Below are 18,268 nucleotides of genomic sequence, written 5' to 3'. Positions count from 1 at the left end.
CCATTGCAGCGGGGGTACTGCTAAATCGGTCGCGATTACGCGATTGCCAGTTTTTGGCGCGCATATTGTAGCGCTTTTTCAATCACTTGCTCAATAGTTAAACTGGTAGAATCCAGAACTAATGCATCATCTGCAGGAACAAGCGGTGCAACGGCGCGATTGCGGTCGCGATCGTCGCGCTCTTTTATCTCAGACAAAAGACGTTCAAAGTTAACACTAAAGCCCTTTTCCTGCAACTGCAGCATGCGGCGCTGCGCACGCTCTTCCGAGGAAGCGTCAAGGAAAATTTTGACCGGCGCATCAGGGAAAACCACGGTTCCCATGTCGCGTCCGTCAGCGATCAAACCCGGCGCATCACGGAAAGCACGCTGGCGACGTAACAGCGCCTCGCGAACGCGCGGGAAGGCCGCAACCTGAGAGGCGGCGTTCGCCACGTCCTGAGTGCGGATCTCACCGCTGACGTCTTCGCCTTCCAGAATCACTTCCAGGTTGCCGTTGGTGGAGACAAAACGCACGTCCAGATGGGCGGCCAGCGGAACAAGCGCCTCTTCAGAGGCCACATCAACATGGTGATGCAAAGCAGCCAGCGCCAGCACACGATAGATTGCGCCCGAATCTAAAAGATGCCATTGCAGTGCTTCCGCCATCGCTTTGCACAGGGTACCTTTCCCTGCGCCACTCGGCCCGTCAATGGTGATAACCGGGGCAATTGCCGTCATCTTTTTCTCCTTAAATTAGGCATACCGTTGTGTAAACGCCGCGCATTATACGCGTCAACGTCCACAACTGTTACCTTTGCGTGCAAATTACGAAATGTTTGAAGCTGAGTGTAGAAGAAATGGACGATGACAGCGTCATGAAGTGTAAGTAATTAAGCTGCCGCACCGGGCGGTGCGGCAGGGGATCGTCAGGCAAGCGTACTGATACGCGCCAGCTGGTCGAAATAGTCCGGGAAGGTTTTCGCGGTGCATTTTGGATCGAGAATGGTAACCGGCGTATCCGACAGCGCCACCAGCGAGAAGCACATCGCCATCCGGTGGTCGTTATAGGTACCAATTTCCGCAGCCTGCAGCTGTGCCGGTGGGGTTACGCGGATGTAGTCCTCGCCCTCTTCCACCTCGGCCCCCACTTTACGCAGCTCAGTGGCCATCGCGAACAGGCGATCGGTCTCTTTCACACGCCAGTTGTAGATGTTGCGCATCGTGGTCGTGCCTTTAGCAAACAGGGCCGCCGTGGCAATGGTCATCGCCGCGTCGGGAATATGGTTCATGTCCATGTCGATGGCGTTCAGTTCGCCGCGGGTACAGGAGATGAAGTCATCGCCCCAGGTGACTACCGCGCCCATCTTCTCCAGCACATCGGCAAAGCGAATATCGCCCTGCACGCTGTTGCGGCCAATACCGGTCACTTTAACGGTGCCGCCTTTAATGGCGCCCGCCGCCAGGAAGTAGGAGGCCGATGAGGCATCACCTTCCACCAGGTAGTTACCCGGCGTCTGGTACTGCTGCCCGCCGCGCACCACGAAGCGCTGGTAGCTGTGGTTTTCAACCTCAACGCCAAAGGTCTTCATCAGGTGCAGGGTGATATCAATATAGGGTTTGGAAACCAGCTCACCTTTGATGGTGATAGTGGTGTCCTGAGGTGCCAGCGGTGCGGTCATCAGCAGCGCGGTCAGGAACTGGCTGGAGACGCTGCCGTCCACCGCCACTTCGCCACCGGTAAAGCCCCCGCGCAGGCGCAGCGGCGGATAGTTTTCCTGCTCCAGATAATCAATCTGCGCGCCGCCCTGACGCAGCGCATCCACCAGGTGGCCAATCGGACGCTCTTTCATGCGCGGCTCGCCGGTCAGCACGATGTCGTTGCTGCCCAGGCACAGGGCCGCTGCCAGCGGACGCATTGCCGTACCGGCATTGCCGAGGAACAGTTCCAGCGCCTCAGCGGAGTGCAGCGCCCCGGCATTGCCCGTCACTTCGCAGCGGGTGCGATCGGCGGACAGGGTATAGTGGACTCCCAACGCTTTCAGCGCATTGAGCATATGGCGAACGTCATCGCTGTCCAGCAGGTTAGTGAGAACAGTGGTGCCATTTGCCAGCGCTGCCAGCAGCAAAGCGCGGTTCGAGACACTTTTTGAACCAGGCAGATTAATGGTGCCATCTACCCGCGCGATAGGTTGTAACGTCAGGGATTCCATGAAACTTAACTCTCAATTCAACATAATAAAAACCCCGCAGCCAGGCCGCGGGGGAATAAACACGGGCGTGATTAACCGTGGCGACGTTCGAAGTCAGTCATGAAGTCGGTCAGGGCCTGAACGCCTTCGAGCGGCATCGCGTTATAAATAGACGCACGCATCCCGCCCACTACGCGGTGGCCTTTCAGCGCGTGCAGACCAGCGGCGAAGGACTCTTCCAGGAACAGCTTATCGAGATTGCTATCGGCCAGCTGGAACGGCACGTTCATGCGAGAACGGTTCGCTTTGGCAACGTCATTACGGTAGAAGTCGCTACCGTCGATCACGCTGTACAGCAGCTCAGATTTCTGCTGGTTGATCTTATCCATCTGCGCCACGCCACCGTTGGTTCTCAGCCATTTAAAGACCAGGCCAGAGAGGTACCAGGCAAAGGTCGGCGGGGTGTTAAACATGGAGTCGTTATCGTTCAGCACGGTGTAATCCAGAATCGACGGGCAGGATTTGTGGGCTTTACCCAGCAGATCTTCACGCACGATCACAAGGGTCAGACCGGCCGGACCGATGTTTTTCTGCGCGCCGGCGTAGATTACGCCGTAGCGGCTGACATCCAGCGGCGCAGAGAGAATGGTGGAGGAGAAGTCTGCCGTGACCACTACATTTTCGCCAAAGTTTGGCTCTTCGTGGATGGCGATCCCGTCGATGGTCTCATTCGGGCAGTAGTGCAGGTAGGCCGCATCCCGGGAGAGCTGCCATTCGCTCATCGGCTTCACCGCGCGTAAACCGTCTACGGTAACCTTGGCATCAATCACGTTCGGGGAGCAATATTTGTGCGCTTCTTTTACTGCGCTGGCTGCCCAGTAACCGGCATCAACGTAATCCGCGGTGGTTTTGTCACCCAGCAGGTTCAGCGGAATGCCCGCAAACTGGCCGCGTCCGCCGCCGTGGCAGAATAATACTTTGTAATTTGAGGGGATATTCAGCAGGAAACGAAAATCTGCTTCTGCCTCTTCTGCCACCTGAATAAACTCTTTACCACGGTGGCTGACTTCCATCACCGACGTGCCAAGACCGTTCCAGTCACACAGCTCCTGTTGAGCCTGTTTGAGCACATCCGCCGGTAACATTGCCGGACCTGAACTAAAATTAAAGACCTGAGCCATTTCCCCTCACCACGCTAAAAGCAATAAGTTATAACTGTGGATATCGGTTTTATCATTCAGTGACACGCGCCGCAATGTCTAAAACTTATGACCCGGAAAATGTGCCCGCCGTCACACAATACATTCTGCCAGCGGGCTGTCACAAAACCGACAAAATTGCTGTCAGGTGATGCGTTTGGCCCGGCTAACCTTCGTCCATTCCGGATTCTTGCAGCGTGGGCATAATTGATGCGCCCCGGCCGATAGAGTCTCAACATGACCACAACGTCGGCAGGCATATTCGCCGACTTCCGGTATCGTCATAAAACGTTCCACAAATTCATCCGGCAGTATGCACAGCCCGGGCTTAACCTCGTCATCGTCGTAAAAGTAGACGCTTATCTGCCCGTTGGTCTCCATAATAGCAAGCTTAACCTGCCCAAGTTGCTCGACGCTGCTCACCCGCAGTTCCATAAAGAATTCAAACTCGGTCATGTTGGCGCGCTGTACCTTTTCCCAGGCCAGCTTGCCCTCTTCGACAATGGCTACCGGTTTTCCCTCAAGCAGATCTTCCAGCTTTTCACTTTTTGACATCAGCCACATCACCAGCCGGTAGAGCAACGCCAGGGTGACAAAAACGATAAAGACGGGAATCATCGGCACATCGTCATAAAACGCCACGTCACCCGCCGCCGACCCCAGCGTCAGAATGATTAACACTTCGAAGAGCGACATCTGGCGCACGCCGCGCCGCCCGGTAATTTTGAGGAACAGGAAAACCAGTACAAAGGTAAAGAGACTTCGCAGCGCGACCTCGCCCAAAAACTCAACGGGTACTTTATCAAAGGCCATTCGTTGAAGATCGAATGCTTTCATTTTTTATATTCCTTTACAGTAGGTTACTGGATGTAAGCATAGCCCAGCCTTTTATTTTCGCCGAAACTGCCGGGGAGATAGCGCCTGTCATGCAAAACCCGTATCATTGCGCGCTTTCCGTACGATATAAGTGATCGCCATGACTCAAACGTTTATCCCCGGCAAAGACGCCGCCCTGGAAGATTCCATTGCTCGCTTCCAGCAAAAACTGACCGACCTGGGCTTTAACATCGAAGAGGCCTCCTGGCTCAACCCGGTTCCCCACGTCTGGTCCGTGCATATTCGCGATAAAGAGTGCGCGCTGTGCTTTACCAACGGCAAAGGCGCCACCAAAAAAGCGGCGCTGGCCTCTGCGCTGGGTGAATATTTTGAGCGTCTGTCCACCAACTATTTCTTTGCCGATTTCTGGCTGGGCGACACCGTGGCAAATGGCCCGTTCGTTCACTACCCGAACGAAAAATGGTTCCCGCTGACCGAAGACGACGAGCTGCCGGAAGGGATCCTCGACGATCGCCTGCGCGCGTTCTACGATCTGGAAAACCAGCTGACCGCCAGCATGCTGATCGATCTGCAGTCAGGTAATGAAGATCGCGGTATCTGCGCCCTGCCGTTTACCCGTCAGTCTGACGAGCAAACCGTCTATATTCCGATGAACATCGTCGGCAACCTGTATGTCTCCAACGGCATGTCCGCCGGCAACACCCGCAACGAAGCGCGTGTTCAGGGGCTGTCCGAGGTGTTTGAGCGTCACATCAAAAACCGCATTATCGCGGAATCCATCAGCCTGCCGGAGATCCCGGCTGACGTGCTGGCCCGCTACCCGGGCGTGGTAGAGTCCATTGCCAAACTGGAAGCCGAAGGTTTCCCAATCTTTGCCTATGACGGCTCCCTGGGCGGGAAGTACCCGGTTATCTGCGTGGTGCTGTTCAACCCGGCGAACGGCACCTGCTTCGCCTCCTTCGGTGCACACCCGGACTTCGGCGTGGCGCTGGAGCGTACCGTTACCGAGCTGCTGCAGGGCCGCAGCCTGAAAGATCTCGACGTGTTTACCCCGCCAACCTTCGATGACGAAGAAGTGGCTGAACACGCCAACCTGGAGACCCACTTCATCGATTCCAGCGGCTCTATCTCCTGGGATATGTTCAAGCAGGACGCAGATTATCCGTTTGTTGACTGGAGCTTCGCCGGTACCACGGAAGAAGAGTTCGCCACCCTGATGGCGATCTTCACTGCCGAAGGCCAGGAAGTGTATATCGCGGATTACGAACACCTGAGCGTGTATGCGTGCCGTATTCTGGTCCCGGGCATGTCCGACATCTATCCGGTGGAAGATCTGTGGCTGGCGAACAACAGCATGGGTGCGCATCTGCGCGAAACCCTGCTGGCCCTGCCGGAGAGCGCGTGGGAGAAAGAGGACTACCTGAACCTCATCACCCAGCTGGACGACGAAGGCCACGACGACTTTACCCGCGTGCGCGAGCTGCTGGGCCTGGCGACAGGCAAAGATAACGGCTGGTACACCCTGCGTATCGGTGAGCTGAAGGCGATGCTGGCGCTGGCGGGCGGCGACCTGGAGCAGGCGCTGATCTGGACCGAATGGACTATCGAGTTCAACGCCTCGGTATTCAGCGCAGAGCGCGCGAACTACTACCGCTGCCTGCAGACGCTGCTGTTACTGGCGCAGGAAGAGGATCGTGAGCCGCTGCAATATCTTAACGCCTTTACCCGTATGTACGGTGCCGAAGCGGTAGAGAACGCCAGTGCAGCCCTGAGCGGTGAAGCGCCATTCCACGGCCTGCAGGCAGTGGATAGCGATCTGAAAGCCTTCCCTGCTCACCAGTCGCTGCTGAAGGCCTATGAGAAATTACAGAAGGCTAAAAGCGCTTACTGGGCTAAATAACGTTACATAACATTACAAACTGTAGGCGTATACAATCACCTACGTTATATTACGGGGCAATTTTATTGCCCCGTTTTTTATTTCTGCGGCAATAACTTTTAGTTGTAATAATAAAGTTAAATATTGGTAGCTATAATTATGGCGCCCTGGCGATTATTGTTACTTTTTATATGAAATACTCCATTCTAATTAACTGTCCGGGGGAAGGTCGGAAGAAAAAAATCAAATCATTTAGTAACTTTTAAAATTTATTTTTATACGTATAATCAAATACTTACTCCGCATTTGCTGAAAAACCACGCACTTTGCGGGCCTATAAGCCAGGCGAGATATGATCTACATCAATTTCTCTTCTATAATGCTTTGTTAGTATCTCGTCGCCGACTTAATAAAGAGAGAGTTAGTGTGAAAGCTGACAACCCTTTTGATCTTTTACTCCCAGCTGCAATGGCGAAAGTTGCCGAAGAAGCGGGTGTCTATAAAGCAACGAAACAACCGATGACGACGTTCTTCCTGGCCATCACTGCCGGGGTGTTCATCTCCATTGCCTTTGTTTTCTATATCACCGCCACCACCGGTACTGCCGGGATGCCTTTCGGTATCGCTAAGCTGATCGGCGGCATCTGTTTCTCACTGGGTCTGATCCTGTGCGTTATCTGCGGCGCTGACCTCTTTACCTCGACGGTTCTTATCGTGGTCGCGAAAGCCAGCGGTAAGATCACCTGGGGCCAACTGGCAAAAAACTGGCTCAACGTTTACGTTGGAAACCTGATTGGCTGCCTGCTGTTTGTCCTGTTGATGTGGTTGTCGGGTGAATATATGACCGCCAACGGCGCGTGGGGGCTAAACGTCCTGCAAACCGCCGACCACAAAGTACACCACACATTTATTGAAGCCGTTGCGCTGGGCATTCTTGCCAACCTGATGGTCTGCCTGGCCGTCTGGATGAGCTACTCCGGCCGCAGCCTGATGGACAAAGCCATGATTATGGTTCTGCCTGTCGCCATGTTCGTTGCCAGCGGCTTTGAACACAGTATTGCAAACATGTTTATGATTCCATTCGGTATCGTAATCCGTGACTTTGCCAGCCCGGAGTTCTGGACTGCAGTAGGTTCCAGCCCGGAAAGTTTCTCTCACCTGACCGTTATGAACTTCATCTCTGATAACCTGATCCCAGTCACAATCGGGAACATTATTGGCGGTGGTCTGCTGGTTGGGTTGACATACTGGGTCATTTACCTGCGTGGCGATAACCATCATTAATGGTTTTCTCAGGCAGTAAATAAAAAATCCACTTAAGAAGGTAGGTGTTACATGTCCGAACTTAATGAAAAGTTAGCCACAGCATGGGAAGGTTTTGCCAAAGGTGATTGGCAGAATGAAGTCAACGTTCGTGACTTCATCCAGAAAAACTACACCCCATATGAAGGTGACGAATCCTTCCTGGCCGGTGCCACCGACGCGACCACTGCCCTGTGGGACAGCGTTATGGAAGGCGTTAAGCAGGAAAACCGCACTCACGCGCCTGTTGATTTCGACACCTCCATTGCATCCACTATTACTTCTCACGACGCGGGTTACATCAACAAATCCCTCGAGAAGATCGTTGGTCTGCAAACTGAAGCTCCACTGAAACGTGCGATTATCCCGTTCGGTGGTATCAAAATGGTTGAAGGTTCCTGCAAAGCGTACGATCGCGAGCTGGACCCAATGCTGAAGAAAATCTTCACCGAATACCGCAAAACTCACAACCAGGGCGTGTTTGACGTTTACACCAAAGACATCCTGAACTGCCGTAAATCAGGCGTCCTGACCGGTCTGCCAGATGCGTATGGCCGTGGCCGTATCATCGGTGACTACCGTCGCGTTGCGCTGTACGGTATCGACTTCCTGATGAAAGACAAATACGCACAGTTCCTGTCCCTGCAGTCCGACATGGAAAACGGCGTAAACCTGGAAGCGACTATCCGTCTGCGTGAAGAGATCTCCGAACAGCACCGTGCGCTGGGTCAGATCAAAGAGATGGCCGCCAAATACGGTTACGACATCTCCGGTCCTGCGACCAACGCTCAGGAAGCTATCCAGTGGACCTATTTCGGTTACCTGGCGGCGGTTAAATCTCAGAACGGCGCGGCAATGTCCTTCGGTCGTGTGTCCACCTTCCTGGATGCCTACATCGAACGTGACCTGAAAGCTGGCAAAATCACCGAGCTCGAAGCACAGGAAATGATTGACCACCTGGTCATGAAACTGCGTATGGTTCGCTTCCTGCGTACCCCTGAGTATGATGAACTGTTCTCCGGTGACCCAATCTGGGCAACTGAATCTATCGCCGGTATGGGCGTAGATGGCCGTACCCTGGTGACCAAAAGCAGCTTCCGTTTCCTGAACACCCTGTACACCATGGGGCCGTCTCCGGAGCCGAACATCACTATTCTGTGGTCTGAAAAACTGCCACTGAACTTCAAAAAATTTGCCGCTAAAGTGTCCATCGACACCTCTTCTCTGCAGTACGAGAACGATGACCTGATGCGTCCTGACTTCAACAACGACGACTACGCGATCGCTTGCTGCGTAAGCCCGATGGTTGTTGGTAAGCAAATGCAGTTCTTCGGTGCTCGCGCTAACCTCGCGAAAACCATGCTGTATGCAATCAACGGCGGCGTTGATGAAAAACTGAAAATCCAGGTTGGTCCTAAATCTGAACCAATCAAAGGCGATGTGCTGAACTTCGACGAAGTGATGGATCGTATGGATCACTTCATGGACTGGCTGGCTAAACAGTACGTTACCGCACTGAACGTCATCCACTACATGCACGACAAGTACAGCTACGAAGCCTCTCTGATGGCGCTGCACGACCGTGACGTTGTTCGCACCATGGCATGCGGTATCGCAGGTCTGTCCGTTGCGGCTGACTCCCTGTCCGCAATCAAATATGCGAAAGTTAAACCAATTCGTGACGAAGACGGCCTGGCTGTAGACTTCGAAATCGACGGTGAATACCCGCAGTTTGGTAACAACGACGCTCGCGTTGATGACATGGCGGTTGACCTGGTAGAACGTTTCATGAAGAAAATTCAGAAACTGACCACCTACCGTAACGCTATCCCGACTCAGTCTGTTCTGACCATTACCTCTAACGTGGTTTATGGTAAGAAAACCGGTAACACCCCGGACGGTCGTCGTGCTGGCGCGCCATTCGGACCAGGTGCTAACCCAATGCACGGCCGCGACCAGAAAGGTGCTGTTGCCTCTCTGACCTCCGTTGCTAAACTGCCGTTTGCTTACGCGAAAGATGGTATCTCTTACACCTTCTCTATCGTGCCAAACGCGCTGGGTAAAGACGACGAAGTGCGTAAAACCAACCTCGCGGGCCTGATGGACGGTTACTTCCATCACGAAGCGTCCATCGAAGGTGGTCAGCACCTGAACGTGAACGTCATGAACCGTGAAATGCTGCTCGATGCGATGGAACACCCTGAGAAATATCCTCAGCTGACCATCCGTGTATCTGGCTACGCAGTACGTTTCAACTCGCTGACTAAAGAGCAGCAGAAAGACGTGATTACCCGTACTTTCACTCAGTCCATGTAAGTGGATTTGACTGAAATCACGCCGTAAAACGCGTACAATAAAGGCTCCACGCAAGTGGGGCCTTTTTAACACCTCCCGCACCATAGTCTCTTTTGCCCGGTATCTATAATAAATGGATAACAGCCAAAACAGACTCGACACAGCCGCTTGAGTTGTGCACATACACAGGCCCCGGACGGGCCGAATCTGGAGATATCACCGCAATGTCAACTATTGGTCGCATTCACTCCTTTGAGTCCTGTGGCACCGTCGATGGCCCGGGCATCCGCTTTATTACCTTCTTCCAGGGCTGCCTGATGCGCTGCCTGTACTGCCATAACCGCGATACCTGGGATACCCATGGCGGTAAAGAAGTCACCGTTGATGAATTAATGAAAGAGGTGGTGACCTATCGCCACTTTATGAACGCTTCCGGCGGCGGCGTGACCGCTTCCGGCGGGGAAGCAATCCTGCAGGCGGAGTTTGTCCGCGACTGGTTCCGCGCCTGCCATAAAGAGAGCATTCATACCTGTCTGGATACCAACGGTTTTGTCCGTCGCTACGATCCGGTGATTGATGAACTGCTGGAAGTGACCGACCTGGTCATGCTGGATCTCAAGCAGATGAACGACGAAATTCACCAGAATCTGGTCGGCGTCTCTAACCATCGCACCCTGGAGTTCGCGAAATACATCTCCGCCAAAGGCATCAAAACCTGGATCCGCTATGTCGTGGTGCCGGGCTGGTCAGATGACGACGACTCTGCCCACCGCCTGGGTGAGTTCACCCGTGATATGGGCAACGTTGAGAAAATTGAATTGCTGCCGTATCACGAGCTGGGCAAACATAAATGGGTAGCGATGGGCGAAGAGTACAAGCTGGATGGCGTTAAGCCGCCGAAGAAAGAGACTATGGAACGCGTAAAAGGCATTCTGGAGCAGTACGGTCACAAAGTCATGTATTAACAAAACGCCCGGTTTTCACCGGGCGTTTTATTTATTAGTCAAAGACGCCATTAATAATGGTGGTCACAATCGCCGTACTCAGCGCAATTAAGACCAGATCTTTACCGACCACCCGCCATTCATACCCCGGATAAGAAGGTAATTGACCCAGCATCGAGGCCGGTACGGCCTTTTTCGCGATGCCCGGAGGCAGCGGTTTACCGCGCGCGAGGTTTTTTGCAATACCCGGCGGCAGGGAGTCATAACCCGTCAGGCCATAATTTAACGCCAGATGCCGGGCATGATCGTAACTGACGCGTGCATCGACATCATCTTTAACGCTCTTATTTGATTTGCCTGAATTCTGGTGACCGTTATTTTGTTTATGGTCCTGGTTACCGGCATTCCCTTTACCGGAATTGCCGTTGCCATGATTGCCGCTATTACCTTGCCCGTTACCGTGGCCATTTCCGTTTCCATTGCCCGGATTGGCCATAGCAGGTGCAGTTGCAAAGGTTAAAGACAATACTACTGCCAGCGCTGTAGTGGTAAAACGACGAGTAGACATGATCGCTGCCTTTTAGTGATAGAACGCCTCTGAATTATCGTCTGACGCAATAAACAAACAATGCGTAAAACTCTTATATGTGACAGAGACAAAAAAAGCCTGTCAGCGACAGGCTTTTATTTATTCAGGCATGGGCCACGGGCGTGGGATGCTCGCCCACTTTACGCAGCAGCATGAGCAGATAAATAAATGACACGCTGGCGATCATGATAAACAGCAGATTGTCAGAATAGTTCTGCATCAGCATGGCGGTAAAGGTCGGGCCCAGCAGGCTGCCGATGGTATAGCTCAGCAGCAGCGCCTGGTTCATGGCCACCAGCTGATGATGTTCCACTTTCTCACAGGCCCAGGCCATCGCGACCGGATAGAGGGTAAAGCCCGCCGCACCCAGAATAAACAGCGCCGGTGCCATCGCGGCATTGCTGAGCATGGCGAGACAGCCCATGATCACCACAAAGACCTGAACGCGCAGCACCAGCAGGCGCCCGAAGCGGTCGGCAAGACGACCAACCGGCCACTGCCCGACAATCCCGGCGCTGACCATCACCGCCATCCAGAAACCGATCCCGGAATCACTGACTCCCTGATGGTTCAGGTAGAGCGGCATCAGGCCATACAGCGAGCCCAGCACAATCCCGGAGATAATGCAGCCGTTCACCCCGAGACGCGCATGACGCAGTCTCAGCATCGGCCAGATATGCGTTGCCTCCTGATGCTCGCTGCTCTGGTTCACAATGCGCGTAAAGAGCAGCGGCAGGATAGCGGCCAGCACCATGCCGGTCACCCACGGCAGGACGCTCATCAGGTCGGTTGGCAGTTTGCTGACCATCAGCTGGCCCAGCACGGTCCCGACATAATAGACCATCATATAGGCCGCCAGCAGACGCCCACGGTTGCGGGAGGTGCCGCTGCACATCAGAGCGCTCTCCACCACTACCCAGATCATGGCGCAGCCGACGCCCGCAATAAAGCGCCAGGCCATCCAGCTCCAGAAACCGACCATCAGCCCTAACCCGGCGCAGCCGGCGGCAAAAATAAGCGATGCCAGATAATAGCTGCGGTTAAAGCCAAACCGTTTAATCAGGCTTCCCGTCATCAGGGTGCCCAGCAGATTACCGGTAAAAAAGGACGAGCTGACCATACCCACCTGCCAGGTCGGTAAGTTTTCATGGGCGAGCCACAGCGGAACGAGCGTATTTAACACTGCGATCGCGAGGGTCAGCAAAAGCAGGCCACAGAGCAACAGGAGCACTGGCCGGGTATAGGTCGACATGGATTAAAAACCGTGAGGAAGTTCAGATTTCGTGCGCATCATGCCACTGGCAAAAACAAAGTCAATCCACCCAATCGAGCCGCGCGCACGATATGCTCCCTGTCGATTGAAAAAACTCATCCTGCTAATGCAAAGTCTGCTATCGATAATAATTATGTATTTGTTTTTGTTTATTTAAGGCCAACATTAAAGCCAAACGACAGTCGAAAAATTTCATGATTGAAAAAAGAAAAGCCGGGCACTAAGTCCCGGCTTTATATAACAATAATCTGCGTTAACTGGCGACGGCCATTCCAACGGTCATATGCAGACCGTAAAACACCCCGCGTCCGATCATTTCTCCTGCCAGCACCAGCAAAAATGCCAGCGACAATAGCGGGATTGCAGGCTGATAGCCTTTCAGCTGCGGCACAATCCAGCACACCAGCGCCGCCGCCAGCAGCAGCACGCGCCAGGCCATCAGCGAGCCGTAATCCGGCACCAGGGATGACGCCTGCTGAATGGCACTGTGGATCGTTGCCAGCTCTGCACCCTGCATCAGGGCCACCACCGTACTCACCGCCAGCGCCAGCAGCGACACGGCAGGTAGTAGACGCATGGCCCAGCCATCGACGCCCGCCACCCGCAGAAGCAGGAAGCCCAGCAGCGGGCCACCGATAAACATCGTCAGGAAGAAGCTCATCGGCGTCCAGACGCTGTACCAGGTCGGCACCGTGTCGATGGTGTTATAGACCCGCACCATCATCCAGACGAACACCACGCCCAGCACCATGGTCACCACCAGCCACAGAGTGCGTAAGCCTGCCGGCAGTTTTTTCAGCACCGCCAGCAGCCAGCCCAGCCCGCCAACCGCAAAGAAGATCGCGCCGCTGGCGATCTCGTTGCTGAGCGAGGACGCGCCTATGCGGTTCAGGGAGTTGAACGCGCGCAGGGGCGAACCGAGGTGCAGCGTGGAAGCGATAAATCCGATCCCCATCAGCACCCACAAACCAAACATGCTCAGCACCAGCCGCTGCTGCTGTTCCCTGTTCAGATTGCCTTTTAACAACGCCAGGGCGAGGACGATAAAACCGCCCGCCACACACTGTCCGAAGACCGTAAAAATCATCAACGGCCATTCATGCCATCCGCTTCCCATCTCACACCTCCTTCGGATTGGCCAGATAGCCGGTGGTATCACCCGTAGGTCGGCTGTTGGCATTGGGTTTTATGACGATACTCGGCTTCGTGAAGTGCGCCGACGGCAGCGGCGCAACCGCCGCCAGTTTGCCGTGTTTCTTACGCAGCTCCTCAATCGGGCCGAAATCCAGGGCCCGCAGCGGGCAGGACTCGACGCAGATCGGCTTGTGGCCTTCGGCGACGCGCTCGTGGCAGCCGTCGCACTTGGTCATATGACCTTTCGCGGCGTTGTACTGCGGCGCGCCGTACGGACAGGCCATGTGGCAGTAGCGACACCCGATGCAGACATCCTCATCCACCACCACAAAGCCGTCATCGCGCTTGTGCATCGCCCCGCTGGGGCAGACTTTGGTGCAGGCCGGATCCTCGCAGTGGTTGCAGGCAATCGACAGGTAGTAGGCAAACACGTTCTGCTGCCAGACGCCGTTGTCCTCCTGCCAGTCGCCGCCTGCGTACTCGTAGATGCGGCGGAAGCTGACGTCCGGGGTCAGGTCCTTGTAATCCTTGCACGCCAGCTCGCAGGTTTTGCACCCGGTGCAGCGGCTGGAATCAATAAAAAATCCATACTGAGTGGTCATCGGCTACTCCTTACGCCTTTTCAACCTGAACCAGGTTACTGTGAGACGGGTTACCTTTCGCCAGCGGCGACGGGCGTTGGGTGGTCAGCACGTTAATGCATCCCGCCTGATCGACACGGTTCGCGTCCGGGTTGTACCAGGCCCCTTCGCCTAACGCCACTACGCCCGGCAGGATGCGCGGCGTGACTTTGGCTTCGATATGCACTTCGCCGCGTCCGTTGAAGATCCGCACCCGGTCGCCGTTGGCGATCCCGCGTCGCTGCGCATCCAGCGGGTTGATCCAGATCTCCTGACGGCAGGCCGCCTTCAGGACATCAACGTTGCCGTAGGTGGAGTGCGTTCGCGCTTTGTAGTGGAAGCCGGTCAGCTGCAGCGGGAAGTCTTTGCTCTGCGGATCGTCGTAGTTCTCAAAGCCCGGACTGTAAATCGGAAGCGGATCGATCACATCGCCCTGCTCCAGCTCCCAGGTCGCGGCGATCTGCGCCAGCTCTGCGGAGTAGATCTCAATTTTGCCTGACGGCGTGGTGAGCGGATTCGCGGCCGGATCGGCGCGGAAGGCTTTATAGGCCACGTGATGCCCTTCCGGGTCACGCTGCTTGAACATGCCCTGCTGACGGAACGCATCAAACGACGGCAGCTCCGGAATAGCCTGCCGTGACTGTTCATACAGATGACGCATCCACTCTTCCTGGGTCCGGCCTTCGGTGAACTGCTGCTCAACGCCCATGCGTTTCGCCAGTGCCGAGGTCATCTCATAGATGGTTTTGCATTCAAAACGCGGTTTGATCGCCTGGTCGGCAAAAATCACGTACGACATATTGCCGCAGGAGGCGTCCAGGGCGAAGTCCATCTGCTCAGAGGCGGTGCAGTCCGGCAGCAGGATATCGGCATATTTCGCCGAGGAGGTCATATGGCAATCCACCACCACAATCAGCTCGCATTTTTTGTCGTCCTGCAGAATATCGTGGGTGCGGTTGATCTGTGAATGCTGGTTGATAAGGCAGTTTCCGGCGTAGTTCCAGATCATCTTGATCGGCACGTCGAGCTTCTCTTTGCCGCGCACCCCGTCGCGGGTGGCGGTCATCTCCGGGCCGCGCTCGATGGCGTCGGTCCACATAAACATCGAGATGCTGGTCTGAACCGGGTTTTCCAGGGTCGGCATGCGCACAAACGGCAGGGAGTACGAGCCTTCACGCGCCCCGCTGTTGCCGCCGTTGATCCCCACGTTACCGGTCAAAATCGCCAGCATGGCGATAGCGCGGGAGACCAGCTCCCCGTTGGCATGACGCTGCGGGCCCCAGCCCTGGGAGATAAAGGCCGGTTTCGCCGTAGCGATTTCACGCGCCAGCTTCACGATGCGCGCCTCAGGAATACCGGTAATGGCTGCAGCCCAGGCCGGGGTTTTGGCAATCCCGTCATTGCCCTGACCGAGAATATAGGCTTTATAGTGGCCGTTCGCCGGTGCGCCTTCCGGCAGCGTTTTCTCGTCGTAGCCGACGCAGTATTTATCGAGGAACGGCTGATCGACGAGGTTCTCTTCGATCATCACCCAGGCCAGAGCAGAGATCAGTGCCGCATCGGTTCCCGGGCGGATCGGGATCCACTCATCCTCGCGCCCTGCCCCGGTGTCGGTGTAGCGCGGATCGATAATGATCATGCGAGCGTTCGATTTTTGCCGTGCCTGTTCAACGTAGTAGGTCACCCCGCCGCCGCTCATGCGCGTTTCACCCGGGTTGTTACCGAACAGCACCACCAGCTGGCTGTTTTCAATATCCGACGGGCTGTTGCCATCGGCCCAGCCGCCGTAGGTGTAGTTAAGACCGGCGGCAATCTGCGCGGTGGAGTAGTCACCGTAATGGTTGAGATAGCCCCCGCAGCAGTTCATCAGGCGGGCAATCAGGGTTTTGCCCGGCGGCCAGGAGCGGGTCAGGGTCCCGCCGAGGGTGCCGGTACCGTAGTTAAGGTAGATGGACTCGTTGCCGTAATCCTTAATCAGGCGCTGCATATTACTGGCGATGGTGTCGAAGGCCTCGTCCCAGCTGATGCGCTCGAATTTGCCCTCGCCGCGTTTGCCCACCCGCTTCATCGGGTATTTCAGGCGATCCGGGTTATAGACGCGACGGCGCATGGAACGGCCACGCAGGCAAGCGCGAACCTGGTGCAATCCCTCGTAGTTATCATCCCCGGTATTGTCGGTCTCGACGTATTTGATCTCACCGTCGATGACATGCATTCGCAACGGGCAGCGACTGCCGCAGTTCACCGTGCAGGCGCTCCAGACCACTTTTTCATCCGACTTGATGGCTGCTACGGCTTCAGCCGCTGACGTCAGGCGTGAAAAAGGCAATGTTAATGCGCTACTGGCAACAGCCAGGCCGCCAATCGCGGTGGTTTTCATCAGCCCGCGACGGCTCACCTCGGCAGCCAGTAAGGCATCAGGCGTTTTTATTTTCATAGACTCTCACTTTGATTGCTCACAAAGATCCCTGTGCGGCAGCAACCGCTATATAGTTATTTATATAAGGAGTGATTGCGTTAGCAGAGGTTTATGCTACCAACTGCCAGGGGAGTATTACCCCTTTAGAGGGAGGGGGTATTGCCTGATGTCAAAAGCGGGGCATAAAAAAAAGCGCCCGCAGGCGCTTTTTTTACGTTAAGGCAAATTAGCCGATGTACTGCTGGCCTTTCATGTAAGGGCGCAGAACTTCAGGAATTTCGATACGACCGTCAGCCTGCTGGTAGTTTTCCAGCACCGCCACCAGGGTACGCCCCACTGCCAGGCCGGAGCCGTTCAGAGTGTGCACCAGACGGGTTTTCTTATCGGACTTGCTGCGGCAGCGTGCCTGCATACGACGCGCCTGGAAATCGCCAACGTTGGAGCAGGAGGAGATCTCACGATAGGTGCCCTGCGCCGGAACCCACACTTCCAGATCGAAGGTTTTGCAGGCGCCAAAGCCCATGTCACCGGTGCAAAGCGCCATGCGGCGGTACGGCAGCCCCAGCAGCTCCAGCACTTTTTCCGCGTGACCGGTCATCTCTTCCAGCGCATCCATGGAGGTTTCCGGACGCACGATCTGCACCATCTCAACTTTATCGAACTGGTGCATACGGATCAGACCGCGGGTATCACGGCCATAAGATCCTGCTTCAGAACGGAAGCACGGAGAGTGTGCAGTCAGTTTGATCGGCAGATCGTCTTCGTCGATGATCTCATCACGCACGAGGTTGGTCAGCGGTACTTCTGCGGTTGGGATCAGCGCGTAGTTGCTGCTGTCCGCTTCTTCGTCCAGCGGACGGGTATGGAACAGATCGCCGGCAAATTTCGGCAGCTGGCCGGTACCGTACAGCGTATCGTGGTTGACCAGATACGGAACGTAGGTTTCGCTGTAGCCGTGCTGCTCGGTGTGCAGATCCAGCATAAACTGGGCCAGCGCACGGTGCAGATGGGCAATCTGACCTTTCATCACCACAAAACGGGAACCGGTCAGCTTAACCGCAGCCGCAAAATCGAGCCCCGCGTGCATTTCGCCCAGCGTGACGTGATCGCGAACCTCAAAATCGAACTCGCGTGGGGTGCCCCAGCGTTTCACTTCGACGTTGTCATTTTCGTCTTTGCCGACAGGTACGCTGTCGTCAGGGGTGTTCGGGATCGCCAGCGCGATATCACGAATTTCGGCCTGAAGAACGTCCAGATCGGCTTTCGCCTGATCCAGCTCTTCACCGAGTTTGTTCACTTCCAGGCGTAATGGCTCAATGTCTTCCCCGCGCGCTTTCGCCTGGCCGATGGATTTCGATCGAGAGTTACGCTCTGCCTGCAAGTTTTCGGTTTGTACCTGCAGAACTTTACGACGCTCTTCAAGAGCGCGCAGCTTATCTACATCCAGTTTAAAGCCCCGGCGTGCCAGTTTTTCAGCGACTGCGTCTGGCTCGTTACGCAGCAGATTGGGATCGAGCATGCTTATCCTGTGCTTATCGAATTAAAAAATAGGAGAAAATGACCGCAGCCTGCGGTCATTAGATACATTGCCAACATTACCGCAACGA

Annotated in this window: 14 protein-coding genes; 4 read left to right on the top strand and 10 right to left on the bottom strand. The window is 55.1% G+C overall.

From position 1 onward, the window contains the following. Positions 1 to 35 precede the first annotated feature (35 nt). The 4 genes from cmk to AAHB66_RS07640 form a co-directional block, all read right to left on the bottom strand. Complete coding sequence (cmk, locus tag AAHB66_RS07655) at positions 36 to 719, bottom strand: (d)CMP kinase (RefSeq protein WP_032617356.1); 684 nt, start codon at positions 717 to 719, stop codon at positions 36 to 38. Positions 720 to 907: 188 nt separating this feature from the next. After that, positions 908 to 2,191 (bottom strand): 3-phosphoshikimate 1-carboxyvinyltransferase, encoded by a 1,284-nt coding sequence (gene aroA / locus AAHB66_RS07650; RefSeq protein WP_347115751.1) that lies wholly within the window; start codon positions 2,189 to 2,191, stop codon positions 908 to 910. Between the two features lie 71 nt (positions 2,192 to 2,262). Continuing rightward, positions 2,263 to 3,351, bottom strand: a complete 1,089-nt coding sequence (gene serC, locus AAHB66_RS07645; RefSeq protein WP_347115750.1) for a 3-phosphoserine/phosphohydroxythreonine transaminase — start codon at positions 3,349 to 3,351, stop codon at positions 2,263 to 2,265. Positions 3,352 to 3,513: 162 nt separating this feature from the next. Beyond that, the gene (locus tag AAHB66_RS07640; protein ID WP_347115749.1) at positions 3,514 to 4,206 is read right to left on the bottom strand and encodes a DUF421 domain-containing protein; all 693 of its coding nucleotides are present in this window, start codon (positions 4,204 to 4,206) and stop codon (positions 3,514 to 3,516) included. Between the two features lie 139 nt (positions 4,207 to 4,345). On the opposite strand from AAHB66_RS07640, the gene ycaO reads away from it, so the two are divergent. The 4 genes from ycaO (at position 4,346) to pflA (ending at position 10,647) form a co-directional block, all read left to right on the top strand. Next, positions 4,346 to 6,106: a 30S ribosomal protein S12 methylthiotransferase accessory factor YcaO gene (ycaO, locus tag AAHB66_RS07635; protein WP_347115748.1), complete on the top strand. Its 1,761-nt coding sequence runs from the start codon at positions 4,346 to 4,348 to the stop codon at positions 6,104 to 6,106. A 405-nt stretch (positions 6,107 to 6,511) separates the two neighbouring features. Continuing rightward, entirely contained in the window at positions 6,512 to 7,369 is an 858-nt protein-coding gene (gene focA, locus AAHB66_RS07630) for a formate transporter FocA (RefSeq protein WP_347115747.1), read from the top strand. A 51-nt stretch (positions 7,370 to 7,420) separates the two neighbouring features. Further along, positions 7,421 to 9,703: a formate C-acetyltransferase gene (gene pflB / locus AAHB66_RS07625; RefSeq protein WP_347115746.1), complete on the top strand. Its 2,283-nt coding sequence runs from the start codon at positions 7,421 to 7,423 to the stop codon at positions 9,701 to 9,703. A 203-nt stretch (positions 9,704 to 9,906) separates the two neighbouring features. After that, on the top strand, positions 9,907 to 10,647 hold the full coding sequence (gene pflA / locus AAHB66_RS07620; RefSeq protein WP_142488912.1) for a pyruvate formate lyase 1-activating protein: 741 nt from the start codon (positions 9,907 to 9,909) through the stop codon (positions 10,645 to 10,647). Positions 10,648 to 10,681: 34 nt separating this feature from the next. Here pflA and AAHB66_RS07615 read toward each other — a convergent pair whose 3' ends face one another. From AAHB66_RS07615 to serS, 6 genes are all read right to left on the bottom strand, one after another. Next, positions 10,682 to 11,194 carry an anti-virulence regulator CigR family protein gene (locus tag AAHB66_RS07615; protein ID WP_347115745.1) on the bottom strand — a complete coding sequence of 171 codons (513 nt, stop codon included), beginning with the start codon at positions 11,192 to 11,194 and terminating at the stop codon, positions 10,682 to 10,684. Between the two features lie 124 nt (positions 11,195 to 11,318). Next, on the bottom strand, positions 11,319 to 12,467 hold the full coding sequence (locus AAHB66_RS07610) for an MFS transporter (protein ID WP_347115744.1): 1,149 nt from the start codon (positions 12,465 to 12,467) through the stop codon (positions 11,319 to 11,321). 274 nt (positions 12,468 to 12,741) lie between these two features. Next, positions 12,742 to 13,605 (bottom strand): dimethyl sulfoxide reductase anchor subunit family protein, encoded by an 864-nt coding sequence (locus AAHB66_RS07605; protein WP_347115743.1) that lies wholly within the window; start codon positions 13,603 to 13,605, stop codon positions 12,742 to 12,744. A 1-nt stretch (position 13,606) separates the two neighbouring features. Then, complete coding sequence (locus AAHB66_RS07600) at positions 13,607 to 14,224, bottom strand: DMSO/selenate family reductase complex B subunit (protein ID WP_347115742.1); 618 nt, start codon at positions 14,222 to 14,224, stop codon at positions 13,607 to 13,609. Positions 14,225 to 14,234: 10 nt separating this feature from the next. Further along, positions 14,235 to 16,679 (bottom strand): dimethylsulfoxide reductase subunit A, encoded by a 2,445-nt coding sequence (gene dmsA, locus AAHB66_RS07595; RefSeq protein ID WP_347115741.1) that lies wholly within the window; start codon positions 16,677 to 16,679, stop codon positions 14,235 to 14,237. A gap of 208 nt (positions 16,680 to 16,887) precedes the next feature. After that, positions 16,888 to 18,180, bottom strand: a complete 1,293-nt coding sequence (serS, locus tag AAHB66_RS07590) for a serine--tRNA ligase (RefSeq protein WP_142488906.1) — start codon at positions 18,178 to 18,180, stop codon at positions 16,888 to 16,890. Positions 18,181 to 18,268: the final 88 nt, after the last annotated feature.

This window comes from Leclercia sp. S52 (genome assembly GCF_039727615.1).
In the GTDB taxonomy this organism is placed as follows: Bacteria; Pseudomonadota; Gammaproteobacteria; order Enterobacterales; family Enterobacteriaceae; genus Enterobacter; species Enterobacter adecarboxylatus_B.
This window is presented reverse-complemented; position numbering and strand designations above follow the sequence as displayed.